This is a genomic window from Paludibaculum fermentans, assembly GCF_015277775.1.
Classification (GTDB): domain Bacteria; phylum Acidobacteriota; class Terriglobia; order Bryobacterales; family Bryobacteraceae; genus Paludibaculum; species Paludibaculum fermentans.
This window is the reverse complement of record NZ_CP063849.1, coordinates 5,143,991-5,170,061: the sequence shown is the minus strand read 5'-3', so window position 1 is coordinate 5,170,061 and position 26,071 is coordinate 5,143,991. Positions and strand designations below refer to the sequence as shown.

Genomic DNA, 26,071 nt, shown 5'->3' with positions numbered 1-26,071 from the left:
GTTATTCCTTTAGAAGAATACGAAGTTCAGCGCAATGCAAATCACGCTGGCCACAATGGCCAGGGTGGCGGGCCGGCGATACCATTCCGCTTCTTCCGTCTGGCGAGGTGTCACGCTATACACAAGGCCAACCAGTTCGGCGTCCGGTTTCGCTTTCGTGGCCAGGCTGACGATGGTCGTGACCACCAGGCAGCAGCCGAAGGCGGCAATCGCGACCCAGAAATTCTGAGCCATGGACGACGGGAAGTGATACTGAGCGCCCATCCAGCCGCCTTTGCCTTCCGCCTCCGTCAGGCCATAAGTGACTGCCGCGGCGGCGGTTCCGCTCACCAGGCCGGCGAAGGCGCCGTGGCCGGTGGAGCGTTTCCAGAACATGCCCAGCAGGAATGTCGCAAAGAGTGGCGCGTTCACAAAGCCGAAAATCAGCTGCAGGAAGTCCATCATGTTGTTGAAGGACTGCGCCAGGTAGGCCGCGCCGATGGAGAGCCCCGTGCCGAAGATGGTCGCCATGCGGCCCATCCACAGGTAGTGTTCATCAGGCGCGTGCTTGCGAATGTAGCTCTGGTAAATGTCGTAGGTCCATACCGTGTTGAACGCGGTTACATTTCCGGCCATGCCGCTCATGAAGGATGCGACCAGCGCCGTGAGGCCGACGCCCAGCATGCCGCTGGGGTAGAACTGCGCCATCAGGCTGAACAGCACTTTGTCGTAATCGGGGTTGCCGTTCTTGAGAGGCAGCGCGTAGCCGACGCTCATCGAGGCCAGGGCCGCGGCGGCGATGCCGGGCACGATGACCACGAACGGGATGAACATTTTCGGGAAAGCGCCGACGATGGGCGTGTTCCGCGCGTCGGTCATGTTCCGGGCCGCCATGGCGCGTTGCACCACCAGGTAGTTCGTACACCAGTAGCCGAAGCTCAAGACGAACCCGAGCCCCATGATGAGGCCGATGATCTCGACGCCCATCGGATTGTCGCCGGCCTTGGCGATATGCTGCCAGGACTGCGTCATCTTCGGGCTGAGCCGCGAAGCGATGCCGTCCCAGCCACCGGCCTTGTGCACCGACAAAATAGCGAGGGGCGCGAAGCCGGCCACAATGAGGAAGAACTGAAGCACCTCATTGTAGATCGCGCTCGACAAGCCGCCCAGGTAGGTGTACGCCAGCACGATGCCGGCGGACGCCAGCACCGAGAAGGTGAAGCTCCAGCCGAAAATCGCCTGCAGCAGGATGCCCAGCGCGTACATCGAGATGCCCGAGCTGAAGATCGTCATGATCGCAAACGTGATCGCATTGAAGCCGCGCGTCTTTTCGTCAAACCGCAGCTTCAAATATTCCGGCACGCTGCGAGCCTTGCTGCCGTAGTAGAAGGGCATCATGAAGACACCCACAAAGAGCATGGCCGGAATGGCGCCCACCCAATAGAAGTGCGACGTCATCATGCCGTACTTCGCGCCCGAACCGCACATGCCGATCATTTCCAATGCGCCCATGTTGGCCGCGAGGAAAGCCAGCGACGTGATCCAGAGTGGCAGCGAGTGCCCGCTGGTCAGAAAGTCCGAACTGGACTTGACGTTCTTACGGAGGAACCAGCCGATACCCAGGACGAACCCGAAGTACAGCGCCAAGACGACATAGTCAATTAGGTGTAGGGTCATGGTGCGCGAACCGAAACAACATCATATACTGCCGGACCGTGTCAGCGTAGCCCGCTCCGGAGCTTTGGGTCCGATTTCGGGCATAAAGAGAGGCCCGTATCCCTAAATTTCCCAACGGGCTGATCCGCTGCCTCCTCACGGCTTCAGCTCCAAACTCTCCAGCATCCGGCCGTCCAATGCAATCGCTTCCATCCGGATCGACCCTGGCGCGGCCAGCAACCGTACGTAGTGCTCAGTGCTCTCCACTTTTACAGTCGTGCCTTCAATGGGTGCGTCCACTGGATACAATGGCGCGCCGCCGCCGCCGGTGACGACATAGTGCACGCCCTTGTTCAGGTGGTGCTGGTAGTTGTGATCGTGTCCACTGAATACCACCGCCACTTTGTGTTTCTCGAAAATCGGCACCATCGCTTTCACCGGAGTTTCGCCGGACTGCCGGGATTTCATGGCCGTGAACGGCGGATGGTGCATGACCACGACACGGAACTCCGCCTTCTGGGCCTTGGCCAAGTCTTCGTCCAGCCAGCGCAACTGCTCGGCCCAGAACGACTCGCGAGCCTGGGCGCTCAATGCGGCATTGCCGAGGTCTGAATTCAGCAGGACGAAATGGACTCCGCCCCAGTCCACTGAGTAGTAAGGCGTGGAAACATCGAAGAATTCGTAGAAGCGGCGGCTGTTCCGCTCGTGGTTGCCCAGCACGGGGAAGAACGCCGTCTTGTCCAGCATCACGCGCTCGATGTCGAAGAAGCGCGGCCACTGCTCGACATCCAGTCCGTCCGTGACCAGGTCGCCGGTATGAAAGACCAGGTCCGGGTTCGTCTTCTCGATGGCGCCGATGATCTTGCGGTGCAGGTCGTGACGGGTGCGCGTATCTCCAAAGACCACCGCTTCGAAAGCGACCGGCTTGGCGGGCGCTGTTTTGAAGGTCCCGCGCAGCCCGCCCGGGATGGTGTAGGTCACCGTTTCACCGGCCTTCAGCCCGGTCATCGAGATCTTCTCTGACCGAAGCACGGGCACCACCCGGTTCTCGCCCACTCTCACCTCGCCGGATTGGACGACCCAGCCGATGGTGGCGCTCTTGCCTGTCACGTTGACGGCAAACGGACCGCCAACGATCTTGTCTTCAGCGAAAAGTCTGGATGGGTGGAGGCCGGACAGGCACAAAAGGAGGGCGGACAGGGCAGTCTGTTTCAGCATGACTGCCCTGTATCGTATTACATGGCTAGAGGGTGAGGGTGACTTTCGACAACCCTCGCGGTTGGTCCGGATCCAGTCCCTTCACCGCGGATAAAGACGCGGCGAACATCTGGGCCGGGATGATGTACGGAATGGGCGTCAGCAGGTCCTCAGGCAGGGCTGGTCCATTCTTGCCGGGTTTGAACGCAAGTTTTGCCGGGATGCGCAGAGCGGATTTCGGCGCTTCGGCATTCGACTTGTCAGTGAGCACGAGGGTCTCGGCGCGCAGTCCGCTCAGCTTCGTGATCATCTCGTTCATCACCGGCCAGGTCGGGCCGGGAGGCGCCAGGACAAATGCCGGGAACGACGGTTCAACCATCGCGATGGGTCCGTGCAGAATGTCCGCCTGGGAAAAGCGCTCGGCGATGATGTAGCAGGTCTCCATCATCTTCAGAGCCCATTCGAAGGCGTTCGCGTAGTTCAGCCCTCGCCCGATCACAACGGCATGCCGGGCGTACTTGTACTTCTCGGCCCGGGCCGCCACTTCCTTCTCCAGCGTGAGGGCCTTGGCCGCCAGATCCGGAAGCAGGCGGAGATCGTCGATCCGGATCTTCGCCCCCAGCGCATAGGCCAGCAGGTAGAAAGAAAGCAATTGCCCGGTATAGGTCTTCGTGGCGGCGACGCTCTTCTCCCGTCCGGCACGGACCAGGACCGCATGGTCCGCGATGCGGGCCAGCGTGCTCTCGGGTTCGTTGGTGATGCCGATGGTGAATGCGCCTTGCTTCTTCGCCTCTTCCAGCACCACATTCGTGTCGGTGGATTCGCCCGATTGCGAGACGGCGGCGAGGAGGGCGCCTTCCAGCCGCAGATTGGAATGATACAGGGTCGAGACTGACGGAGCGGCCAGCGAAACCGGAATTCCGGTTGTCACTTCAATTAGATAGCGCCCAAATTGCGCTGCGTTGTCCGAGGTCCCACGGGCTGCCAGGACAACCAGGCGAGGCCGCTCCTTCTCGAAACGGGCGCGCAGGCGTTCAAATCCGCGCAGCTCCGCTTTCAGGGTCCGTTCGAGCGCCGTGGGCTGCTCACGGATCTCAGCCAGCATTTTTGACATGGAGGGGGGAGTCTACTCCTTGATCTTCAGTTTGTCCGCGTTATCGGCCATGAATGACTTGATCTGGTCGCCGGACGCGAGCAGGCGTTCCCACTGTTCCTTGTACAGCGTGACGGGAAAACGGCCCAGGCCGTACACCGAAACGGCACCCTTTTCGCTCACCTTGAAGCTGACGCCCGCATTGCGAGCCTTCTTCAGTGACGCATTCTCGGCCTTTAGCTTTTCCAGCTCAGCGGCCAGATCCTCAGGGGATTTCGTAGTTCCTTCGCTCATTAACCGTCTCCTTCCTTTGTCCGCACTTGCGGTTCAGAGCCAAGCATAGTCTATTCTTGATCGGACAGCATCCGGTGGGCGGATGTCAATTGGCCGTTGGCTCGAGAACTGTTCGCGGACGTGTTTCGGATCCCACCCAAACCTGGGGAGACGGAAACTCCGAGGGCGGCAGATTGACCAGCTTGGGATGCACAGTGAGCAGCAATTGTGTCCGCTCCATCGATTTGTCGTTCGAGCGGAATGGCGACGCGATGGCCAGGACCGGGATACCGCTCCAGCTCTGCGTCAGCGTTTCGCGCACGAGGCCGGCTATCACAGCGGTTTCAGAGTACTTAACCCGCGTCTTGGTCGCGAATTTCCGCTCGGAGATGACCGGTATGTCATTGACCGCGGAGCCCGCCAGCGCCTTGAACTCCGCCTCGATCTCCAGCGTCACGCTTTCCGTCCCGTGCAGGTGCGGAGTGATCTTCAGCACGATACCCAGATCCTCGAAGTTGATGCTCGGGGCCGTGCCATAGCCGCCGGTCGTCGAGCCGGTAGCCGCGCCGGAGTACATGCTGGTGATGATCGGGTACCGATCCCCCACATGGAGCTGCGCCGCCTGCCCGTCCAGGCCCAGCAGTTCCGCCTTCATCAGCGAGTTGGTTTGGCCGCGCGACATGCTGGCGAATAAACTGGCGCCGACCAGCCCCATGGCGAAACGTGTTCGCCCGCCGCCAAACGTCGCGTAAGGACTTGATGTGGACGCGTAGACAGGCTTGTAGTTGAGCGGCGACAGATCTCCTACATACGTAAATGGAAAGCTGCCGGGCAGTGTCATGCCGTAGCTCAGGGAGGAATCCTGGTTGACCGAAATCAGCTCCACTTCCGTCACGATCTGCCCGCGGTGCAACATCAGTTCCTGAAATAGCTGCATGGCCGGCCGCAGCCGCGAAACACGGTCCCGGAACAGGACCAGCCTGCGGCCGTTATCGATGCCCATCTTCGTCATGTCGAAGGTCGATTGCACGGCGCGGGCCGCTTCCTGGACTTCCTGCGGGCTCAACGGCTCAGGGAAGGGAATCACGACGGAGATCACGGGCTCCACCTCGGCCCGCTTCTGAGTTGTGTCCTTGGCGATGAGGGCCACCTTGGAGCTCACCGGAACCACGAACGAACTGGTGACATTCTCCAGGTCGCGAATGGCTTCTTTCCAGTCGATATTTTCCGCCCGGAACAGTACCGGTGCTCCAGCCTGGTAGTCGCCGTCAAACACCACGCTCAGCCCGTACGCCTTGAAGACCTCCTCGAACAGCCGTTTGGCATCGCCGCGCAGATTGAAGCTCTTGAGGGCGGAGCCGCCGGCCAGGGTGGGGAGCGGGCGGATCTGCCGTGCCTCCTTCAGCTCGCTTTCAGTGATTTCCGGAAAAGTGACCTCCGGATCCGGGGCGGCCGCGCTGGTTTTCCCCTCGGTGTTGATCGACGTTTCCTCAGTAACCCTCGGAATCGCTCCCGCAGCGCCGCCAGGTCCCGCTGCCACCGCAATCGGCTCGAGGCCCACCTTCAGGTTCGGCAGCGCCCTGCTGCGCACCGCCTGCGCGAAGTTCCAGTATTCCGGCTTCGCCGGGTCGGCCGCAACTGCCTGGGACGCAAGGAGATACGCGGCCGCATAGTCGTTCCTGGCCGCGGCTTTGCGCGCCTTCTTGTAGAGCGAAGGGGCGCTCTCGCCAGCGATCCCCAGCGAGCACAGGCAGAGCACGAGAGTGTAAATGCGCAGAGACACTAGTACATCAGGAAAGACGTCCCAGCCAGCCCGGACGTGCAGTATTGATTCGTGCCCGGCCCGGCTAAACTCTCGCCGGGTTCCTGTCGATAGACCACTGCCATGACTTCCCTGGTCGGTCCTCGCGCCAACTATGCCCCGCCCGTCCCGCAGAATCTGACGGACCTTGGCATCTCCCAATCCCTGGTGATCGACCTCCTGGTTCGACGCACCATGCTCGAAGGCTTCAGCACCCTGGAGAGCCTGAGCCGTGCTCTCCGGTTGTCGCTCCCGATCATCGATCAGGCGTTCCGGCAGTTGCGCCAGCAGCAGCTCATTGAAGTGAAAGGCATGGTGGGCAACGACTACTCGTTCGTTCTCACGCAAGCAGGCAAGCAACTCGCGTCCGACCGTTTTCAGATCTCCCAGTACGCCGGCGCCTGCCCGGTGGCCCTGCGGGACTATCACGCCGCCACCAAGCGCCAGGCCGCCAAAGTAAACATTGACCGCCGCGCTTTGCGCGCCGCGTTCTCAGACCTCGTTGTGCCGGACCGCCTGCTGGACCAACTCGGCCCCGCGCTCATCTCGCAAAACTCGATCTTCTTGTACGGCCCTTCCGGCAATGGCAAAACCTCCATTGCGGAGCGCATGCTGCGCGTCTATCAGGACGCTGTTCTCATTCCCTACGCGGTGGAAGTCGACAACCAGATCCTCAGCTTGTATGACCCCGTGGTTCACACGCGGCTGGAACTCGACGATCCTGACATCGATCCGCGTTGGGTGATGTGCAAGCGCCCCTGCATCGTCGTGGGCGGCGAACTCATTCCTTCGATGCTCGAACTGCGCCTGGATGAGGCGTCCGGCATTTACGCCGCGCCCCTCCAGATGAAGGCCAATAACGGCATCTTCATCATTGACGACTTTGGCCGCCAGTTGATGAGCCCGCGCGACCTGCTGAACCGCTGGATTGTGCCGCTCGACCGCCGTGTCGACTACCTCACCCTCCGCTATGGTGTTAAGTTCCAGATTCCATTCGAATTGATGGTCGTATTCTCGACGAACCTCGACCCTTCGGACCTCGCTGACGAAGCGTTTCTCCGGCGTATTCAGAACAAGATCGAAGTCGAGCCGGTGGCTCCTCAGGTGTTCGACATGATCTTCCAGCGCGTCGTCTCCACCAAGAACGTACCGGCTGAATACGACAGCTGTGAGTACCTGCGCAAACTCTGTCTGTCCGGCGGGCGAACAGAGCTCCGTGCCTGCTATCCGCTCGACATCATCAACATCATCGGTGCGATCAGCCAGTACGAGAACCGTCCGCTCCAGGTCAACAAGCCGGATATCGAACGCGCGGTTTACCTCTACTTCGCCCGCAGCTAAGCCGGCGGTCCAACGAGTAAGCTCCCGGGTACGGGCGCCGAGGCGCCCTGTATTCCACCCGCCGCCCGACGTGCAGCCACGCATTCCAGATTGAGCCCAGGCTGGTGAATTGATTCATATCACCGCTGCAATTTCTGACAGGCCATGACCGCTCCGCCGGGCGCTATCAATCTATACTCACTCAGGGATCATGCCGACGGGTGTTCGAATCCGCGAATCGCTGCACACCTGGGTCGCCCCAGGCAGCGAAGCGTCTGTCTGCTGCCTAGATGATAAATTCATACTTATCAACTAGTTGCGGTTCAACATCGCTCTCTTGTGTATTCGCTGCTACACTCCTGCGTCTTTAAGACGAGCCCTCCGAAGTCGTTCCCTTCCGTCCATCGTTAGCTATCCCGTGATGTGCTCGATCTTCGCCTGAATCTCGACTGAAAACTGGAGTTTGACGTCCGCTTCCGTGAACCGTTCGCAAATAAGTTCTGTTCACGAACTTGAAATCGTCAATCCCTACTGATATGCTCCACCTACACTTTCGCCTTGTGGCGATACATCACTCTCTGGGGTGCCTCAATGAAGAGGATCTTCTACGTCGTTTGTATTGTGCTTGCTCTGGGCCTGCCCATGCTTGCGCAGACTCTGGGTGAAATTACCGGCCAGATCCGCGATACAACTTCCGCGCCCGTGCCTGAAGTTGCGGTCACCATCGTGAATCTGGCCACCAACGCCACTCGTTCTTCCGTCACGAACGAAGCCGGCATCTACAGCTTCCCGTCACTCCCGCCTGGCTCATACAACCTCAAGGCCGAAAAGCCCGGGTTCAAAGCCGCCGCCTCCACTAACATCGAAGTCCAGGTCCAGCAAACGGTTCGCCTCGACCTGGATCTCGCCGTCGGCTCCGTTTCGGAAACCATTGAAGTTACGGCGCAGGCCAGCGCGCTCACGACGGAAAACTCCACCCTGGGTACGGTTGTCGAGAACAAACGCATCGTGGAACTGCCCTTGAACGGCAGAAACTACCTCCAGTTAGTCTCTCTCTCGCCGAATACCTCCACCGGCTTTCCTTCCGCCGGACAGGCCCGCTCCCGGCAGGGCGGCTTCCGCTCCGAACAGTCGATCGCTGTCGCCGGACAGCGCAGTTCGTTCAACCACTACTCCCTCGACGGCGTGGAAAACACCGATCCGAACTTCAACACCTTCGTGATCCAGCCTTCCATCGACGCCCTGCAGGAGTTCAAGGTCCAGACCGGTGTCTACCCGGCCGAGTTCGGCCGCGCCACCGCCCAGATCAACGTGCTGACTAAATCCGGCGGTAACCAGTTCCACGGCACCGTCTTCGAGTTCCTGCGCAACGAAAAGCTCGACGCCAAGAACTACGCCTTCCGCAGCGCTCGCCCACCCAAGGATCCTTTCAAATGGAACCAATACGGCGGCACCCTGTCGGGCCCGGTTATGATCCCGAAAATCCTCAACGGGAAAGACCGGCTCTTCTTCATGGGCAACTATGAAGCGTTCCGCCAGCGCCGCTCCACGCAGTCTCTCTACAGCCTGCCCAGCGCCGCCATGCGCGGCGGCGACTTCAGCGAGATCGCCGGCGGTATCTACGACCCGAAGACCCGCACGGTCGGCGCGGATGGTCTCATCACCTCCACCCCGTTCCCGGGCGGCATCATCCCGGCCAATCGTATCGAGGGCATCTCCAAGAAACTGCTGGAGTTCTACCCGGCGCCCAACCTGGCCACCTCCACCCCGCGCGTGAACAACTTCCAGCAGGCCCAGGGCGCCCCCATCAATCGCGACCAGTTCATCCTGCGTCTCGACTGGGTGGAATCGCCGAAATCCCAATGGGCCGGCCGCTACAGCTGGGGCGACGAAGTCCAGCTCAATGCCGGCCTGAAGTTGAACGGCTCCCAGGTACTGACCAACGTCGAGCAGTACATGGGCTCCAACACCCGCACCCTCACGCCCAACATCGTGAACGAGACCCGCTTCGGCTACACCCGGTTCTACAACTCCACGGCCCGCGAACTCGCCAATGTCCGCAATGTCGTGGACGAACTGGCCATTCCCGGACTCAAGGGCGGAGCGCCCATCACGTACGGCATCCCGGCCATCGGACTCACCAACTACTCCGGGTTTGGCGACGACTCCGAGGGCCCCTACGAGAACAAGAACCGCTCCATGCAGTTCCTGAACAACACCTCGTGGATCCACGGCCACCACACCTTCCGCTTCGGCGGCGAAGTGCGCAACGAGCAGTTCAACCAGGACGGCAACCAGTTCGCCCGCGGTTCGTTCGGCTTTGAAGTGAACGCTTCCCGCCGCGGGCCCACCGGAACGAACCTGGGCGGCGACGCCTTCGCCGACTTCCTGCTGGGCGAAGTGCGGCGTGCGGAACAGGCTGTTGCCATCGGCAGCGCCCGCTTCCGCGCCACCAGTTTCTCGTTCTACATCGACGACACCTGGAAGATCGCCTCCAACATCACCCTGTCGCTTGGCCTGCGCTACGAGAACACCCCCGCCTGGACCGATGACAGCGGCCGGCTGTTCACCGTGTACATGCCGTTCATGGATTCCACGCCGGCGATCCAGGACCGCAGCCGCTACCCCATCTTCCTGCGGCAGGGCGTCGGCAAGGATCCCTATGACGGCATCGCCATCCGCTGGCCCGGCATCGATGTGGCGCAGGACGGCCGCCTCGGCAACACCATGGTTCGCCGTGACATGAACGACTTCGCCCCGCGCATCGGCATCAGCTGGAGCCCGACCTCCAAGTGGGTCATCCGCACCGGCGCCGGCATGTTCTACACCCAGGACACCGGCAATCCCCGCTTCGACATGGCCCGCAACACCGCCGGCCGCTTCCGCAAGGAATCGGTCAGCGACCGGCCTGACAGCCAGTGGGCGAACTCGTTCTCCTCCATCGTGGGTGCCTTCCCGCAGATCGCGAATCCTTATGCGTTCGCCAATCTGTATGAACGCCGCACCCCTTACTCCATGCAGTACCTGTTCAACGTACAGCGCGAGTTCACGTCGAACTTCGTCATCGAAGCCGGCTACCTCGGCTCTGTCAGCCGTAAGCTGGAATCCCTCCGCGCCGTCAACGAAGCCCTCCCCGGAGCCACCGGCAGCGTCATCCAGCGTTCGCCTTACCCCTACTTCGGGCGCATCCAACTGGTCGACAACGGCGGCCGCGGCAACTACAACTCGCTGGGCGTCAAGGTCACCAAGCGCTACTCGCGCGGCCTCTCCACGCTGATGTCCTACACGTGGTCCAAGTCCATCGACGAAACCTCGGGCATTCGCGTCAATGACGGCGATACCCTCTTCCCCCAGAACAGCTATTGCATGCGTTGCGAACGCGGCCTGTCGGCATTCGACACCCGCCATCGCTTTGTCACCTCGCTGCTCTACGACCTGCCGGTCGGCAAGGGCAAGGGTTGGAACGTCTCGAATAGCTTCGCCGACACCATCATCGGCGGCTGGCAGGTGGGCACCATCGTGACCGCCTCCACCGGCTTCCCACTCACCGTGACCTCCGGCCGCGACCAGTCCAATACAGGCGCCGGCTTCGACCGCCCCATGTACAACTCGGGCACCGATCCGAACCTGAGCAACCGCGATCCGCAGCGCTGGTACAACCCGGCTGCCTTCGTGCTCCAGCCCTTCGGCACCTTCGGCAACGTGGGCCGCAACACGCTCATCAGCCCCTCCATCGTCGGTGTCGACTTCTCGGCGCTGAAGAACTTCCGCATTCCCAAGACGGAAAACCACACCCTGCAATTCCGCTTTGAGGCCTTCAACCTGCCGAACCATCCCAACTGGGGCAATCCGGATACCAATGCCGGACAGATCCAGCGTGACTCGGCAGGCAACATCACCAATGCCGGGAGTTACGGCGTGATCGGCGGCACCCGCACCAACATGCGCAATCTGCAGTTCGCCTTGAAGTACATCTTCTAACTCGACGGCCACGCTCGCCGCTGGCTCCGTCCGATTCCCCCTGCTTCGGACGGAGCCTTTTCTTTTGTCCAGATCCGATAATGAAAGCAGGCGGATCCGTTGCGCGTCGTTCTTGTCTCCACTTACGAACTCGGCCGGCAACCTTTCGGGCTGGCCTCGCCTGCGGCCTGGCTGCGGGCGCGCGGGCACGAAGTCACCTGCGCCGATCTGACGGTCGGCCTCCTGCCGGCAAAGGCGGTTCGAGAGGCGGATTGCATTGCCTTCCACCTGCCCATGCACACGGCCACTCGCATGGCCCTGCCGGTGCTCGAGCGCGTGCGCGACGCCAACCCTTCGGTTCGTTTGGTGGCCTATGGCCTCTACGCGCCGCTGAATGCCGAGCACCTCCGCGAGCTCGGAGTCCACGACATCATCGGCGGTGAGTTCGAATCAGGCCTGGTGGAGGCGGTAGAGGGACGCCTGGCCGGCGCACTCATCCAGTTGGAACGGCAGGCGTTTGCCGTGCCCGATCGCACGACCCTGCCCAAGCTCGAGCGTTACGCCCATCTCCACGTGAATGGCGAGCGCCGCACCGTGGGCTACACCGAGGCCAGCCGCGGCTGCAAGCACCTCTGCCGGCACTGCCCGGTCGTCCCGGTCTACAACGGCGTCTTCCGCGTCGTCCCCGCCGAAATCGTCCTGGAGGACATTCGCCGGCAGGCCAGCGCCGGAGCCCGGCACATCACCTTCGGCGATCCCGACTTCCTCAACGGCCCCACACACGCAATGCGGATTGTGGAAGCGCTGCACCAGGAATGGCCGGAACTGACCTACGACGCCACCATCAAGGTGGAGCACCTGCTCAAACATCGTGCGCTGTTGCCTGCCCTGGCTCGCACCGGCTGCGTATTGATCACGACGGCCGTGGAATCCACTGAGGATCTGGTGCTGGAGAAGCTCGACAAGCGCCACACCCGCGCCGATTTCCTGGCCGCCCTGGTTCTGGCCCGCGAAGCCGGGCTGCATCTGAACCCGACCTTCGTGCCGTTCACCCCCTGGACGACATTGGAGGGCTATCGCGACCTCCTGGCGCTGCTGCTGGAAACCGGACTGGCGAGCCACGTGGCGCCCATTCAACTCGCCCTGCGGCTGCTGATCCCGGCGCACTCCTTGATCCTGAGTCTGCCGGAGGTGGAACCGCTGTTGGAAGGTTTCGATCCGGCCGGACTCCTCCACCGCTGGCACCATCCGGATCCGGATGTGGACGAACTGGCCCGCGGCGTCTTCGATCTGGTGGCGTCCCGTCAGAGAGCAGCCAATCCACCGCACGAGATCTTCCGCCAGATCTGGCAACTGGTCCACGGTGCAGCTCCGCCGGAGAACTTCGACCTCATCCCGCGCGCCGCCGTGCCCTATCTGGACGAACCCTGGTACTGCTGAGCGGAGCCCACTGAGGAGCAGGTTGCTCTTCTCTAATTTCTACTTCTGTTTGTCGACGCAGGAAGCATCCCGGCACGGCCGCGGTGTTGGCATGGCCACCGGGTCGTAGATGGAAACAGCGGATGGCGTGTTGCAGGCAGCAGGCCATTTTTGGTAGAAGACCGCAGCGGACGGTATGCCGATGATCGCCGAGAAATCCCCGCTCCGTATCCCCGCAAGCAGGTTCGCGTTCTGAGCCGCCGTGTACACCGGAGCCAGCTTCATCGCCTCTTCCAGCGCCGCCAGTTTGACCTTCTGCGCCTCCGTGAGCAATGCTGTGTTGTTCTTGCGCAGGTCGTCTCCAGCCTTCTTGATGTCGCGGCAAATCAGCTCGATCTCCATATACCGCACGCCTAGCGCGCTGGGATCGATAGGGTCCTTGGCCGTCTCTGTAGCGATTTCGCTCTGCACCTCGTAAATACGAGAATTCTTCCGGGATACCAGCTCTGAGTAGGCATTGTTATTCTGCGCGAGCTGACCTGCCTGGCTGCTCGTCAACGCGAGATAGGTAATCAAGGAGTCCGGAATGCCCACTGACCACGACTGCGCCTGCAGCGGCGCCAGTGCGAGAAATAAACAGAAAAGGCCCTTCATGGATCTACAATAACGCACCCATTTTTCACCAGCTAGAATTAATGTTGGTGAAGATCCTCATCGTCGCCTCCAAGCTCGGCTACCAGACTCGCAGCTTCCAGGAAGCCGCGACCCGGTTGGGTCTTGAGGCCGTTCTGGCCACCGATCGCTGCGGCTCCCTCGACGATCCCTGGGGCGACCACGCCTTCCCCCTGAAGTTCCATCAACCAGCCGACTCCGCCGAGCGCCTGGCGCGCGAAATTACTGGCATCGCAGGCATTGTGGCTGTGGGCGACCTGCCAGCCGTGGCCGCTGCGCACATCGCGGCCCGCCTGTCTCTGCCCTTCCATCCGCCGGACGCCGTCGAGGCCGCCGGCAACAAGTACCTCGCTCGCGAGCGGTTCGCCGCCGCCGGCCTGCCCGTGCCCACCTTCTATCGCGTCCCCCTCGCGACGGCTCCGGCCGACGCCTGCCTCCAGGCGCCCTGGCCCTGCGTCCTCAAACCACTCGGACTCTCCGGCAGCCGCGGCGTAATCCGCGCCAATAATCCAGACGAATTCGTCGCCGCCTTCGAGAGAATTCGCAATTTGCTGAATGCGCCGGAGTTGCTCCGCCATCGCCATCCCGCCCTCGGCTTTATTCAGATCGAGGAGTACATCCCCGGCCGCGAGTTCGCCTTGGAAGGGCTGATGACCCGCGGCAAACTCCAGACGCTGGCCATCTTCGACAAGCCCGATCCGCTGGAAGGCCCCTTCTTCGAAGAGACCCTCTACGTCACGCCCTCCCGCGAGCCTCGGGAAGCCCAGGCCGCCATGCACGAGGCGATTCAAAGCGCGGCGGCGGCTTTAGGGCTGACCGACGGGCCCATCCATTCGGAACTGCGTTGGAACGATAGCGGAGCCTGGGTGCTCGAGGTCGCGGCTCGGCCCATCGGCGGCCTATGCGCGCGCGTCCTCACTTTCAACGGCGGCACTCCGCTGGAGCAGGTGATTCTGCGCCATGCGCTCGGCCAGCCATTGGAAGCACTTGCGCTCGACGGACCCGCGTCCGGAGTCATGATGATCCCCATTCCGCGCAATGGTCTCTATGAAGGGTGTTCGGGCGTGGAAGCGGCGTTGGCAGTGGCAGGAATGGAGGGGGTGGAGATCACAGCCCAGCCCGGGCAGCGGTTTCAGCAGTTGCCGGAAGGCAGCAGCTATCTGGGTTTTCTATTTGCGAAGGGGCCGGGCCCGGCGGAGGTCGAATCCTCGCTCCGCCAGGCCCACAGCCGCCTGCAATTCCAATTCGCCACGGCCCTGCCGGTTATGGCAAAGCCACAGCGCTCAGCTCTTTGATTTTTGAGGGGTGAAATCCGGCGGAAGCTGAGCGCCTTCGCCGAAGAAGTACTGCTCCATCTGCGCCAGCAGGAAATCCTGCGCTTCCTTGGTGCCCAGATTCAGGCGGTACTCGTTCATGAGCATCTTCATGTGCTCCACCCACATACGCCAGGCTTCTTTCGAGACGTTCTCGTAGATCCGCTGGCCGAGAGGATGCCCGTCGAAAGGCGCCTCGTCCAGGCCGACCATCTCTTTCCCGAATTTCACGCACATCACGGTGCGCTTACCCGTCAAATCTTCTTGTCTCGGTGGCATCGAACCGCCGCATCCCATATCGAAAGTCTCCTGTGATCCCAGGATACCCCAGCAAGGCTGCCCCGGCACTCCTGCCCTTCGGCCGCTTAGCGACGCACAACAGGAGCGGGCGGCGGCGTAAAGCCCCACAGCTTCCACCACGCCCCGGGGCCCAGGTTCATGCCGTCCCACAGCCGCTGCAGCGCGTCGGGCTCCAGCCTGAGTATGGCTTCGCGGGTCACGCCCGGCGGCAGCGGAGCCAGGGCGGTCAGACGGTCCACGGTCATGCCCCGCTCATCTGGCGTCCCTCGCGAAAGCAGGTGCCAAAGCGTCAAAGCATCCCGGCGGCGCGCCAGGGGCAGCAGGGTTTTCCGGGCCGCCAGCCGTTCCGCGGGCTGTGCGGAGAAGTCCACCTGCTCCAGGGCGTTGATCAAACCGGGTTCGGCGTCCAGGTAGTAGGGAGTGCCCGGTCCCAGCCCCTTGCGGGTCCGGCACGCCGCCCCGACCGGGATAAACGACTGTCGGCCGCGGTCCTCGAAGCTCACCCAGCCCATGGTCACTTCCAGGTGTCCGTTCCCGTCGCGATCGACCTTGAGCGTGTACGCGCACCCCAGGTCCACCGCCTTCGCCGCCGGGGTCAATACCTGGAACTGGCGTGGCGGAGCCAGAATGCTGGCCCGGATCTCACCATGCTCCAGCGAGACCGTCTGCTGATTGGGCGACGCCTCCACCAGCCGGATCCGCGAGTTCTTCCCGATGGTGAGAGCCCCAATGCTGCCCACGCGAAGCTGCACCTGGCCCGCGGCGGTCTCGAGTCCTTCCCCGGACCGCAATACCCGCGTGAAGCGCGAACCCCAGTTCAGGCTTACCTCTCCCTCGGTACTGGCGATGGCCCAACCCGGTGAATGTTGATAGACATACGCGGCGGCGGAAACGCCAACGGAGACGAGCACGGCGGCGGCGATGGCATAGTGTTTCCAGGCAGGCATGCGGACGGGGCCACGCGGCTCCAGGCGTGCCTCCAACTCCGCCCGCCGGGACTGGTAGCGCAGCGGCCGCAAAGCCTCCTGCATCCGCTCGAGTTCGTCGTCGTGCCAGTCGCTCATGACTGTCTCTCCGCCCCGGGGCCCGGTTCACCGGATCCTGGAGCCAGTTTCTCGCGCAGCATCTTCATGCCGCGCGACAGATTCACCCGCACCGATTCATGCGTCAGCCCCGTCAGCACCGAAATCTCGGGCCCGGTCATCCCTTCCACCAGGCGCATGAGCAGGGTTTCCCTGTAAGCTTCCGGCAGGCTCCGTACCATGGCGAGGATGTACTGTCCATCTTCGCCCGGACGCCCGCCGCCCTCCAGGGTCAGGGGCAGTTCCTGCTCCTCATGGCCGCGCCGGTAGTGATCCATGGCTTTGTTTCGTGCAATGCGCGCCAGCCAGCCGGGAAAGGCGGCCGGCTCCCGCAGGGAAGGCAGGGCCCGCCATGCCTGCAGGAAGACCTCGTGGACCAGGTCGTCGGTCTCCTGGCGATGGACGCGCGCCAGCAGGACGGCATGCACCATGCGGCCATACCGTTCGTAGAGCGAACCAAAGGCGGTACGATCGCCGCGCTGCGCGGCTTCGACCAGCCCTTGCGTCTCCTCCGCCATTGTCTACAGGGTAGACGCCGGGAATGTGGAATGTGTGAACTAAACGCCGCGAACCAGCAGGGCGCCCCAGTTGAAGCCGGCGCCGAAGGCTGCGAAGACCACGGGCAAGCCGGGCTCGAAGTCGTTGTCCTGGCTCCACTCGCAGGCCGCAATCAACATCGAAGCCGACGAGGTGTTCCCATACTTGCGGATGTTCGAAAAGAACTTCGCGCTGGGCACGCCCAGCGTGCTGGCCACCCGGTCGATGAGGTTCTGGTTGGCCTGGTGCATCAGGAACGCCAGCACATCCGGCGGCTGAATCTTATAGCGGTCCAGCAGCGACCGGATCGCGGCCGGAATCTTGCGGGAAGCCTGCAGAATCACGCTGCGCCCATTCATTTTTATGGGCATGCCGTTTTCCAGCGTCAAATCCTCGGAATACGAGCCATCGGTGCCCAAAACGGAATCGACGATCTCGGCCCGGCCCTTTTCGGCTGTAATCAGGCAGGCGCCCGCGCCGTCGCCAAACAGTACCGCCACGCCGCGCTCCTGCGGCTCGCGCGCTACAATCCGCGACATCTTCTCGGCGCCGATCACGAGAATCGGACCAATCTGCGAGGTAAGGCGCGCCGCCATCGAGAGGCCGAACAGTGAACCCGCGCTCGCCATCGGCAGGTCGACGGCCGGAACCCCGGCTGCGCCCATCTTCTGCGCCGCGACGCAGGCCGGCCCGGGGAACGACCGCTCCGCCGAACCGCTGGCCACCATCACCATTCCGAGGTCGCCCGGAGCTACGCCCGCGCGTTCCAGGCAATCCCGGCCCGCCCGCGCGGCCAGGTCGGCCACGGTATCTTCGTCCACGGCGAACCGCCGCTCTTCAATCCCTGAGACATTGACCACCCAGGTGGAGTCTGCGCCAACCCAGCTGCCAGCCTCCTGGCTGGTTACCACCCGCTCGGGCAGCCAGCTTCCGAATTCCTTGATAAATGCCATTGCCCCAGTCAATTCCTAGAGTCGAGGTATTCTTCGATCCGCTCGATTGAGTCGAACTTGCGAGGGTTCAGGTCCGCGTCGGGGATCTGAATGGAGAACTCCTGTTCCAGGGCGCTCACCAGGTCCGGCAATGCGAACGAGTCGAGCAATCCGGAATCGAACAGGGAATCGCCAGGCTCCGGTAAGGTGTCCTGTTTCGTCACCGTTTTCAGGATTTCAATGAGTTTTGATCGACGGTCCATTTTCGTTAGCTCCTAAAACCTGGCGTCGCACGGTTTGAAAGACTCCGTACTGGCCCATGATGAGCTCGAATAGAGAATCCCCCACCAGGCGGTAACCTGGCGAAGTCAGATGTACGAAATCGCCTTGTGCCAGGCCGGCCTGGACCCATTGTTTCATGGATCCCTTGCCGCCCATGGCCGCTCTCAAATTCCAAAACGCGCATCCGTTGGCCAGTGCGGCGTCGCGTTGCGCTATTAAGATCTTATCAACCGCTTCGTACGGCACAACACGGCGCCGTGAATAGATTGCCTGATCCGGGGCTCCAATGATCAGAATGCTCGTCGTCGGCGAAGCCGCCCGGATCGTTTTCACCACCTGGCCCAGCGACTGCGCGTACGACTCGCTGGTCCAGTCCGGCCGCCGCGCCTCATTCGTCCCGTAAGCCAGGACGACCAAAGCCGGATTCCGCCGCTCAATCTCTTTCCTCAGCACCTGCTGGTCCCACAAAAGCAGCAGATCGGCCTGCGCGCCGTTGATCCCCAACGGTTCCCACGTGATGCCGCCGCGCTTCTCCAGTACCCAGCCATGCACCCTCACCGGAGCGTTGTTCACCGTCCGCAGCACCAGGTGGTGCCCGCCCGCGGCCAGTTCCTTGCGGTAAAAGCCGGGCCCCACCGTACCATCGGTCGCAACCGTGTCCAGCACCACGTCGTTGTCTTCCAACGTGAACGAGCCACCGCCGGGCTGCTGCAGGTAGTAGAACTCCAGCGTCTGGCCTTCCGCTTCCAACGTGATGGTTTCATTGGCCCGCGCCGTGGCCAGGCTCACGCCCGCCAGCCCGTACAGCCCGTCGCCTTCGCGCGCCAGCAGGCCTTCCGGCTTCCAGTTGCGCGACATCGTCGCCTTGGCATCAAACCGGCGGAACCCCGCGAACGGCCGGCCTGCCTGAACGAAGCCGGGGCCGCCGTCTCCAAACTTCTGCTGGAACCGTGCGCGGAGCTCGCCCGCCCAATCGTCCGACGCTGTGTGCGAATCGCCGAAGTGCAGCACTCTCAACGGCTCACCGCCGGGTTGCTGCTGCTGGCGGTACAGCAATTCGTAGAACGGCACCATCGCGGCGGCATTCTGGATGCCCAGGTCCACCGCCTCGGCCATGTGGGTCTGGACGGTTTCGGTCGCCTCCGCCCTCTGCTCCGGGCTGGCCGGCGGCGGCTTGGGGACTGTCCGCTTCCTGGCGGCCGTTTTCTTACTGGAGGTCTTGGCCTTCTTCTTGGCGCTGGCCGCGGGCACCGGCGCCACCGCCATCAATGCCGGCAGGGCGACTAGCGCCGCCGCGAAGATAAGTGCCAAATTCCTCATTTATGGTTTCGAACCCACGGTCTGCTTCGGCACCGCCGCCATATTCTGGCGAAGTTGCTTCAGCTTGTAGCTGTTGTAGCCGTCCACAAGTGCCTGATACAGCAGCGTTCCGACGATGCGCGCCCCCGAGGGCAGGGGATGGATGAAGTCCGCACTCACCAGTCTCGGCTCCGCCATATACCACTTTCCCATAGTCCCGGGTCCGCCCATCGCCTGGAAGGTGTTGAAGAAGGCACAGCCGTTCTCGGCCGCCAGCCGCGCCTGGACGGAGACCAGTTGCGGCAGCGTCGGCATCGTGCCAATCGTGCCGCCCTGTTCCCGCGCGCCGCGGTCCATCGGGCTCATCATCAGGATCGACGCCTCCGGCACCGCGGTCTTCACCCGGCGTAGAATCTCTTTCACGTCTTTGGGATACGTGGTGTCGACGTAATTCCGGTAGCCGCTCTCGTTCGTGCCGTAATTGATCACCACCAGATTCGGCTTCGCCATCCGCAGCTCTTCGATCCAGTGCTGCCCATTCACGTGCGACGCCAGCACCCCCGCCCACGTGCCGTTCAGGCCGATACTGTCGTACATGACGCCCGGCGAGTCCTTCCGGAACGTGACGCCAAACAGCCGGGCCGTCCCGCGCGTCACCTTGATCTGGAACTTCTGCGCTTCGGCCGGGATCGGCCAGGTCTGCTCGACGGCCGCCGCTTCGGGTGAAGACGTATCGAGCGTAGTGATGTGCACGTCGCCGGCGTCGATCGAGACCTCGCCGCCATCCGGTTGCGCAAAATAGGAGAGCGACAGCCGCGTATGGCCGGCATTGCGCAGCGTGATCTTGCTCTCGGCGCCCGCGCTGCCCGTGAAACTCACCCCGCCCAACCCGTACCGCCCGTCCTTCTGCCCGTGCAGCGTCGCCGGATCCATCTTCCAGCCCGATGCCGTGACATCCAGGCCGCGGTGCGCGTACCAGGCCCAAGGCTTCGCAATCAGGTAAGTGCCGTGCCCGGCATCGCCAAACCGTGTTTGCAGGAAATTGCGCACGTCCGCAGTAATCAGATCGGCCGTTGTCGGCGAATCGCCATAGTGCAGGATCCGCGTGACCGCATTGCCCTGCCGGCGCTCCGTCTTCAATAGCGCCGCATAGAAGTTGTCCATCGCCCCGCCGGGATCGTGGATCTTCGAATCATCCGCCTTCACCGGGACAGTATCCGGGCGCAGCCGTTCCATCTCCTCCTGCATCGGGGCCGCTGCCCGAGACCGGGGCTGAAAGTCCAGAATCGCCGGTGCCGCGCTCCACTCGTAGATCCGCCAGTTGTACCACTGTGGGATGTATTGCGGCAGCGTGATGCCCAGCGCGAACGTCGCGATGACGAGGAACGGTTTCAATGGCCAGGGCGACTTCATCTTGACTCTCTAGAACTTCGTATACAGGAACGGTGCGGCGCCGGTCACCGCGATGTACTCGATGGCCAGCACCAGCAGCACCAAAGCCGTAGCTTGGGCATAGAAAGGAGCCCGCACAAACGTCTTTGTGGAAAGGTCGTATACCTTTCGCGGCAGATAGTGCATGGTGGCCCCGATCAGCAGCACCACGGCCAGCGGCATCGAAATGTTGGCCAGGCTGGCGGTCAGCGATGCGATCCGCCCCAGCACCTCCCACGCATTGGCCAGCGTGGTGGCCCGGAAGAAGACCCAGGCAAAGACCACGAAATGGGCGGTTGCCAGCTGCGAGGCGATTCTCACCCAGGGATTCGTCGAGGGTTTGGGGTTGCCGCGCCAGGTCCGGAATCCGTGGTGCACCGCCAGGGCGCCGCCGTGTAAAGCGCCCCAAATGATGAAGTTCCAGCTCGCCCCGTGCCACAGCCCGCCCAGCAGCATCGTCAGGAACAGGTTCGTGTACGTGAAGATCTTCCACTTCGAGCGCAGCCCGGGCAGGGAAAAGTACAGATAGTCGCGCAGCCAGTTGGAAAGCGAGATGTGCCAGCGCCGCCAGAACTCACTGATATTCAAGGCCTGGTAGGGCCGGTTGAAGTTCTCGGGCAGCTTCAGGCCCAGCAGTTGCGCGCTGCCGATGGCCAGGTCGGAATAGCCGGAGAAGTCGTAGTAGAGCTGCAGCCCGTACGCATAGACCCCGATCAGAACCTCGACCCCCGTGTACAGGTTCGGTGTATCGAACACCCGGTTGACCAGGTTCTCCGCCAGGTAATCGGCAATCAGGAACTTTTTCATCAGCCCTAAAGCGATGCGGAACAGGGCCTTGCCGCTATCGTCGATCGAGAGCTGCTTGTCCTTCTTCTCCAGCTGCGGAGCCAGCGAAAGCACCCGCGTGATCGGGCCGCTCAACGTGGTGGGGAAGAAGCTGACGGCCGTCATGTGAGCCAGCAGGCTCTTGACCGGTTTGCCGTCTTTTCTGTACAGATCGATCGTGTACGTCAGTGACTGGAAGCAGTAGAACGAGATGCCCAGCGGGAAGGTCCAGTGCCACTCAGCCGGCTTCACATGCCGGAAGTCGGCCCACGAGGACAGGAAGAACGGCATGTACTTGAACGTCGCCAGGATGCCCAAGTTCATGAGAACGCTGGTGGATACCAGCAGCTGCCGGACCCGTTTATCGCTCCACGCACCCAAGCCCAGGCCAATCAGGTAGTCCACCAGGGATGCGGTTGGAATCAGAACCAGATAGAACAGATCCCACTTCGCGTAGAAGTAGTAGTTCGCGAACAGCAATACAGCGAGACCGGCCATGCGCCAGCGTTGGAGCGGCCAGTAGAGCAGAAAGATGCCCGTCAGGAATACGAAATAGACAGAACTGGAGAGGAGCATGCAGGCGCACGCGGAGCGAAAAGTCCATTATACTTGCCGCGCGCGCGTCCGCCCTCAGGGTTTGTACGATTTATTGAACCCGTTGCGCGGATTCGTGACCGTGAAACTACCGCCTTTGGTAGCGGATACTTCCAGTCCAACACCCTGGCACTTCTCCTCCGGATTCGCGATCCGGTCTTCCGCCACGTTGTGGTCCTTGCCGCCGGCCACGGCGTAGTGGATCTGCCACAGATCCTGCAGTCCCGGTGAAGCTGAAATGATGCTCCATGCGGCGGGCGAGCCGCCCTTCCGCGCGCCATTGTTCATGATCGCCACCCGCGGGTGCAGGCCGTGCACCATCGAAGCCGAGTTTGACTGGTCCAGGCCGTGGTGCGTCGTGATGAACAGGTCAATCGGCCCAATCAGGTGCTCGGGACAGGCCGCGTCCAATTCCTTGTTCCAGGTGAGGTCGCCCAGGTCGACAAACCGGAACTTGCCAAAGGTCATCAACACCCCGATCGACCGCGCGTTTTCCGACGGATCATCGTCGCGCCGCTTCTCGGTTGCGCACACCGCGTTCTTCTGGCCGCCGCCCTTCAGCGCCTTGGGGATCCGTTCTCCATTCGCCGTAACCACTTCCACCCGCAGGTCTTTCAGCGGCAGCACATCGCCCGGCTTCACCGTCAGCCGCTTGGTGCCGGCCGCCAGGACTTTCTGATAGCCCGCGTTCAAAGCATCTGCGCCGCGCCCGGTCTCGATGTTGGCGCCGTGGTCGATCACCGTGCCCACCGGAAACTTCGCCGCCAGGTCCGGCACTCCGCCCACATGATCCAGGTGGTAGTGGGTGACCAGCAGGTAGTCGATCTTCGTCAGCCCGGCTTTCTTCGCCGCGGAGATAATCCGGTCGGCGTCCCGGCCGTTGTTGCCCGGCCAGCCGGCATCCACCAGTAACGACTCGCCGGACGGCGTCACCAGCAGGGTCGCCTGCCCGCCTTCCGTATCGATAAAGGAGATTTCCAGGTTCTTGCGGTTCGCCGCCGGCAGCGACAAAGCTGCAGCCATGAGGAAGACAAGCGTCCAGCGCATGGCGTGATCCTATCATAGGGAACGGAACGTGTTGAATCGTCGTAGTAAACTACGGGGAAGTCAGCAATGCCCTTTTGCACTCAATGCGGCACGGAAGTCCAACCGGCCGATATCTTCTGCGGTTCCTGCGGAGCCCGCCAGGCGCACGCCGCCGGCGCCCCCGGCCCCACGTCGCGCCCTGCCACGCCCCCTCCTCCGCACAATCCAGCCAACGACTTCCTAAAGAATCTGACCTCGCGCAACGCCTCTCTGATGTGCTACATCCCGGTCGCCGGCTGGATCATCTCCATCATCATCCTGGCCTCGGACCGGTTTCGTGCGGAACGCGAGGTCCGCTTCCATGCGTTCCAGGGACTCTACCTTTTCGTTCTCTGGCTGTTCGTGGATTGGGTCTTTGCCCCGTTCTCCTACTCCATCGAAGCCCCCCACTACATCGCCAAGGCCCTCAAAGCCGTGGTCTTTGGCGCCTGGATCTTCATGATGGTAAAGACCAGCCAGGGTGACAACTTCCGCCTGCCCATCCTGGGCGAACTGGCCGACCGCAGCGTTTCGGAACAGAAATAGCCGCAGCCCGCATCCATCAGATAAGACCTACCGCCTTGCCCGGGCGATTTTGGTATATTTATACATAGCGATGCATAATTAACCATCGCCGAGGCCAGGATAGACTCATGACCACGAATGTCGGAATTGTCGGTTTCCGCGGTTACAGCGGAATGGAGTTGGAACGGATTCTCACGGCGCACTCCGGTGTGACCCCGTGGCTGCTGGAGCATCGCGCGGATTCGACGCAGGAGCCCCAGCCCATCGGCCATTCTGGACCGCCGCGTATCCCGTGCACCGCCGAAGCAGCCAGCGATGCCGGCATCCAGATCGTCTTTCTCGCCACCCCGCCGGAAGTTTCGATGGAACTGGCCGCGGCCTTCGTGTCGGCCGGCATCCGTGTCGTCGACCTCAGCGGCGCCTTCCGCCTGGTCACGCCCGAGAACTACAAGCACTGGTATAAGTCGGACCACACCCAGCCGGAGCTGCTGCGCGAAGCCGTTTATGGGCTCCCCGAGTTCAACCGTGCGGCTGTGCCCCAGGCCCGGCTGTTGTCGAATCCCGGCTGCTATCCCACCGCCGCCAACCTGGCTCTGCGGCCGCTGGTCCAGGCCGGTGTGATCGACCTCACCCGCGGCATCGTCTGCGACGCCAAGAGCGGAGTCAGCGGCGCCGGCCGCAAAGCGAGCCTCAAGACCGCCTTCTCCGAGGTGACCGAGAACTTCTCGGCCTACTCCCTGCTCGACCACCGGCACGTGCCCGAAGTTCTGATGAACTCCGCCATCCAGGAAGAGGACTTCAGCTTCACGGCGCAGCTGATTCCGATCCACCGCGGCATCCTCGAGACCATCTACTTCCGGGCGAAAGGCGTGACCACCTCCGCCGAGCTGCTCGACGTATACGTGAATGCCTATCGGAATGAGCCGTTTGTGCGGCTCTACCCCGCCGGCGCCGTGCCGGACCTGCGCGGCGTCAACCGCACCAATTTCTGCGACATCGGAGTGAGGCTGGATTCCAAGACCGGCCGGGCCGTGGTGGTGTCGTGCATCGACAACCTGGGCAAGGGCGCCGCCGGCCAGGCCATTCAGAATATGAACCTGATGCTCGGGTTCAACGAAACCGAGGGGCTGCTATGAGAGTTCTCGTCAAGTTGGGCGGTACCTTACTCGATAGTCTCGATTCGCGCGCGGCACTGGCCGCCCAGATCGCGGCCCTGCCGTCCACTGGCGTGGAGGCGGTCGTCGTCCATGGCGGCGGCAAGCAGATGACCCGGTTTCTGACTGAGCGCGGCGTGGAAAGCCGCTTTGTGAACGGCCTGCGCGTCACTTCGCCGGACGTGATCGACGCGGTCCTGAAGGTCTTTGCCGGCAGTGTGAACAAGGAGCTCGTGTCGTCTCTCGTGGCCGCCGGGGCCCCAGCCGTTGGCTTGAGCGGGATCGACGGCGTCCTGGCCGAGGCGCGCCAGCTCAACCCGGAACTGGGCGCGGTCGGCGAAATTGTCCAAACGAACCCAGCCGTGCTGAACGCGTTGGTGGAGCACGGCTTCATCCCTGTGGTGGCCTGCGTGGCCGGCGACCGGCAGGGCGGCATCTACAACGTCAACGCCGACCAGATGGCTGTCGCCTGCGCGGCAGGCTACGAAGCGGCCCGGTTGCTGTTCCTTACCGATGTGGACGGCGTGCGTGCGGCCGACGGCACCACTTTGCCCGTCCTGGACGTGGCCGGCTGTCAGGAATTGATCGCCCAGGGCGTGGCCACCGGCGGCATGCAGGCCAAGCTCAACTCTGCCTGCGCCGCACTCGCCCAGGGCGTCGGCGAAGTCATCATTGCGCCCGGTTCGGCGCCGCGCGTGATTGAGCGGCTCCTGAATGGGGAAGTGCTTGGGACGCGGATCGTAAAGGAGGCTCAACAATGACTCTCCGCAAAGCCAGAATGGTGGATATCCCCGCCATATTGAAGCTCATTAACGACTACGCCCGGCAAGGCATTATGCTGCCGCGCAACGAATTCGAACTCTCGGAGGGCATCCGCGATTTCACGGTTCTCTATGAGGGCGATCGCCTGCTGGGCTGCGCCGCGCTCCACTTTTACGGCCCCACCATGGCCGAGGTCCGCTCGCTGGCCGTCTTACCTGACGCCAAGGGCACCGGAGCCGGCCGCGCCCTGATGGACGCGCTTGAGAATGAAGCCCGGGAATACGACCTTGGCGCTTTATTTGCGTTTACTTACGTACCGCGCTTCTTCGACAAGATGGGCTATCACGAAGTCGACCGCGGCGAGCTCCCGCTGAAGGCCTGGAAGGACTGCCTGCGCTGTCCCAAGTTCCAGGCTTGTGATGAAATCGCCGTCTTCAAGGCGCTCAAGCCCGAAACCTCCCTCCCCTCGCTCAGCCGGCCTGTGGTGGAAGAGACGCTGATTCAGATTCCGGTTTTCCGGCACAACTGATTCTTTTATCTCAATATTCGGTGGAGAGATTCTCCGCCTGCCGCGCACTACTCCTGTGAAGATCGCAGCCG

At 62.4% G+C, this 26,071-nt stretch carries 23 protein-coding genes; 8 read left to right on the top strand and 15 right to left on the bottom strand.

Going from position 1 to position 26,071, the window contains the following annotated elements; all coding sequences use genetic code 11:
* Nucleotides 1-9: 9 nt before the first annotated feature.
* The 5 genes from IRI77_RS20255 to IRI77_RS20235 form a co-directional block, all read right to left on the bottom strand.
* Nucleotides 10-1,656 (bottom strand): sodium:solute symporter family protein, encoded by a 1,647-nt coding sequence (locus IRI77_RS20255; RefSeq protein WP_194446841.1) that lies wholly within the window; start codon nt 1,654-1,656, stop codon nt 10-12.
* A gap of 135 nt (nt 1,657-1,791) precedes the next feature.
* Nucleotides 1,792-2,853 carry a metallophosphoesterase family protein gene (locus IRI77_RS20250; RefSeq protein WP_194446840.1) on the bottom strand — a complete coding sequence of 354 codons (1,062 nt, stop codon included), beginning with the start codon at nt 2,851-2,853 and terminating at the stop codon, nt 1,792-1,794.
* A 25-nt stretch (nt 2,854-2,878) separates the two neighbouring features.
* Nucleotides 2,879-3,946 carry an SIS domain-containing protein gene (locus IRI77_RS20245; protein ID WP_194446839.1) on the bottom strand — a complete coding sequence of 356 codons (1,068 nt, stop codon included), beginning with the start codon at nt 3,944-3,946 and terminating at the stop codon, nt 2,879-2,881.
* Nucleotides 3,947-3,958: 12 nt separating this feature from the next.
* A complete protein-coding gene (locus tag IRI77_RS20240; RefSeq protein WP_194446838.1) occupies nt 3,959-4,219 on the bottom strand; it encodes a hypothetical protein in 261 nt (86 codons plus the stop codon).
* Between the two features lie 85 nt (nt 4,220-4,304).
* Nucleotides 4,305-5,981 carry a type II secretion system protein GspD gene (locus IRI77_RS20235; protein ID WP_194446837.1) on the bottom strand — a complete coding sequence of 559 codons (1,677 nt, stop codon included), beginning with the start codon at nt 5,979-5,981 and terminating at the stop codon, nt 4,305-4,307.
* A gap of 102 nt (nt 5,982-6,083) precedes the next feature.
* Between IRI77_RS20235 and IRI77_RS20230 the strand changes: the two genes are divergently transcribed.
* The 3 genes from IRI77_RS20230 (at nt 6,084) to IRI77_RS20220 (ending at nt 12,719) form a co-directional block, all read left to right on the top strand.
* Entirely contained in the window at nt 6,084-7,340 is a 1,257-nt protein-coding gene (locus tag IRI77_RS20230) for a P-loop NTPase family protein (RefSeq protein ID WP_194446836.1), read from the top strand.
* A gap of 570 nt (nt 7,341-7,910) precedes the next feature.
* Nucleotides 7,911-11,300 carry a TonB-dependent receptor gene (locus IRI77_RS20225; RefSeq protein WP_194446835.1) on the top strand — a complete coding sequence of 1,130 codons (3,390 nt, stop codon included), beginning with the start codon at nt 7,911-7,913 and terminating at the stop codon, nt 11,298-11,300.
* Between the two features lie 99 nt (nt 11,301-11,399).
* A complete protein-coding gene (locus IRI77_RS20220) occupies nt 11,400-12,719 on the top strand; it encodes a CUAEP/CCAEP-tail radical SAM (seleno)protein (RefSeq protein ID WP_194446834.1) in 1,320 nt (439 codons plus the stop codon).
* Nucleotides 12,720-12,758: 39 nt separating this feature from the next.
* Here the strand turns inward: IRI77_RS20220 and IRI77_RS20215 are convergent, their stop codons facing one another.
* Nucleotides 12,759-13,352: a hypothetical protein gene (locus IRI77_RS20215; RefSeq protein ID WP_194446833.1), complete on the bottom strand. Its 594-nt coding sequence runs from the start codon at nt 13,350-13,352 to the stop codon at nt 12,759-12,761.
* Between the two features lie 47 nt (nt 13,353-13,399).
* Here IRI77_RS20215 and IRI77_RS20210 point away from each other — a divergent pair, with 47 nt between their 5' ends.
* Entirely contained in the window at nt 13,400-14,665 is a 1,266-nt protein-coding gene (locus tag IRI77_RS20210; protein WP_194446832.1) for an ATP-grasp domain-containing protein, read from the top strand.
* Here the strand turns inward: IRI77_RS20210 and IRI77_RS20205 are convergent.
* From IRI77_RS20205 to IRI77_RS20165, 9 genes are all read right to left on the bottom strand, one after another.
* The gene (locus tag IRI77_RS20205) at nt 14,654-14,962 is read right to left on the bottom strand and encodes an oxidative damage protection protein (RefSeq protein WP_228486226.1); all 309 of its coding nucleotides are present in this window, start codon (nt 14,960-14,962) and stop codon (nt 14,654-14,656) included. The two genes, IRI77_RS20210 and IRI77_RS20205, sit on opposite strands and share 12 nt — an antisense overlap.
* Before the next feature lie 86 nt (nt 14,963-15,048).
* Nucleotides 15,049-16,047, bottom strand: coding sequence for a FecR domain-containing protein (locus IRI77_RS20200; RefSeq protein ID WP_194446830.1), 999 nt, complete (start codon nt 16,045-16,047; stop codon nt 15,049-15,051).
* Entirely contained in the window at nt 16,044-16,583 is a 540-nt protein-coding gene (locus tag IRI77_RS20195) for an RNA polymerase sigma factor (RefSeq protein WP_194446829.1), read from the bottom strand. The genes IRI77_RS20200 and IRI77_RS20195 overlap by 4 nt, the downstream gene beginning before the upstream one ends.
* Before the next feature lie 39 nt (nt 16,584-16,622).
* The gene (locus IRI77_RS20190; RefSeq protein ID WP_194446828.1) at nt 16,623-17,555 is read right to left on the bottom strand and encodes a 3-oxoacyl-ACP synthase III family protein; all 933 of its coding nucleotides are present in this window, start codon (nt 17,553-17,555) and stop codon (nt 16,623-16,625) included.
* Nucleotides 17,556-17,563: 8 nt separating this feature from the next.
* Nucleotides 17,564-17,797, bottom strand: a complete 234-nt coding sequence (locus IRI77_RS20185; RefSeq protein ID WP_194446827.1) for an acyl carrier protein — start codon at nt 17,795-17,797, stop codon at nt 17,564-17,566.
* The gene (locus IRI77_RS20180) at nt 17,772-19,136 is read right to left on the bottom strand and encodes a GDSL-type esterase/lipase family protein (protein WP_194446826.1); all 1,365 of its coding nucleotides are present in this window, start codon (nt 19,134-19,136) and stop codon (nt 17,772-17,774) included. The genes IRI77_RS20185 and IRI77_RS20180 overlap by 26 nt, the downstream gene beginning before the upstream one ends.
* Nucleotides 19,137-20,528, bottom strand: a complete 1,392-nt coding sequence (locus IRI77_RS20175; protein ID WP_194446825.1) for a GDSL-type esterase/lipase family protein — start codon at nt 20,526-20,528, stop codon at nt 19,137-19,139.
* Between the two features lie 9 nt (nt 20,529-20,537).
* Nucleotides 20,538-21,947, bottom strand: coding sequence for an MBOAT family O-acyltransferase (locus IRI77_RS20170; RefSeq protein ID WP_194446824.1), 1,410 nt, complete (start codon nt 21,945-21,947; stop codon nt 20,538-20,540).
* A 54-nt stretch (nt 21,948-22,001) separates the two neighbouring features.
* Complete coding sequence (locus tag IRI77_RS20165) at nt 22,002-23,012, bottom strand: ComEC/Rec2 family competence protein (protein ID WP_194446823.1); 1,011 nt, start codon at nt 23,010-23,012, stop codon at nt 22,002-22,004.
* Between the two features lie 66 nt (nt 23,013-23,078).
* Here IRI77_RS20165 and IRI77_RS20160 point away from each other — a divergent pair, with 66 nt between their 5' ends.
* The 4 genes from IRI77_RS20160 (at nt 23,079) to IRI77_RS20145 (ending at nt 26,000) form a co-directional block, all read left to right on the top strand.
* Nucleotides 23,079-23,576 (top strand): zinc-ribbon domain-containing protein, encoded by a 498-nt coding sequence (locus IRI77_RS20160; RefSeq protein ID WP_194446822.1) that lies wholly within the window; start codon nt 23,079-23,081, stop codon nt 23,574-23,576.
* Between the two features lie 107 nt (nt 23,577-23,683).
* On the top strand, nt 23,684-24,691 hold the full coding sequence (gene argC / locus IRI77_RS20155) for an N-acetyl-gamma-glutamyl-phosphate reductase (protein ID WP_194446821.1): 1,008 nt from the start codon (nt 23,684-23,686) through the stop codon (nt 24,689-24,691).
* Nucleotides 24,688-25,470 carry an acetylglutamate kinase gene (gene argB / locus IRI77_RS20150; protein WP_194446820.1) on the top strand — a complete coding sequence of 261 codons (783 nt, stop codon included), beginning with the start codon at nt 24,688-24,690 and terminating at the stop codon, nt 25,468-25,470. Before argC ends, argB begins: the two co-directional genes overlap by 4 nt.
* Entirely contained in the window at nt 25,467-26,000 is a 534-nt protein-coding gene (locus IRI77_RS20145; protein WP_194446819.1) for an N-acetyltransferase, read from the top strand. The genes argB and IRI77_RS20145 overlap by 4 nt, the downstream gene beginning before the upstream one ends.
* Nucleotides 26,001-26,071 lie beyond the last annotated feature (71 nt).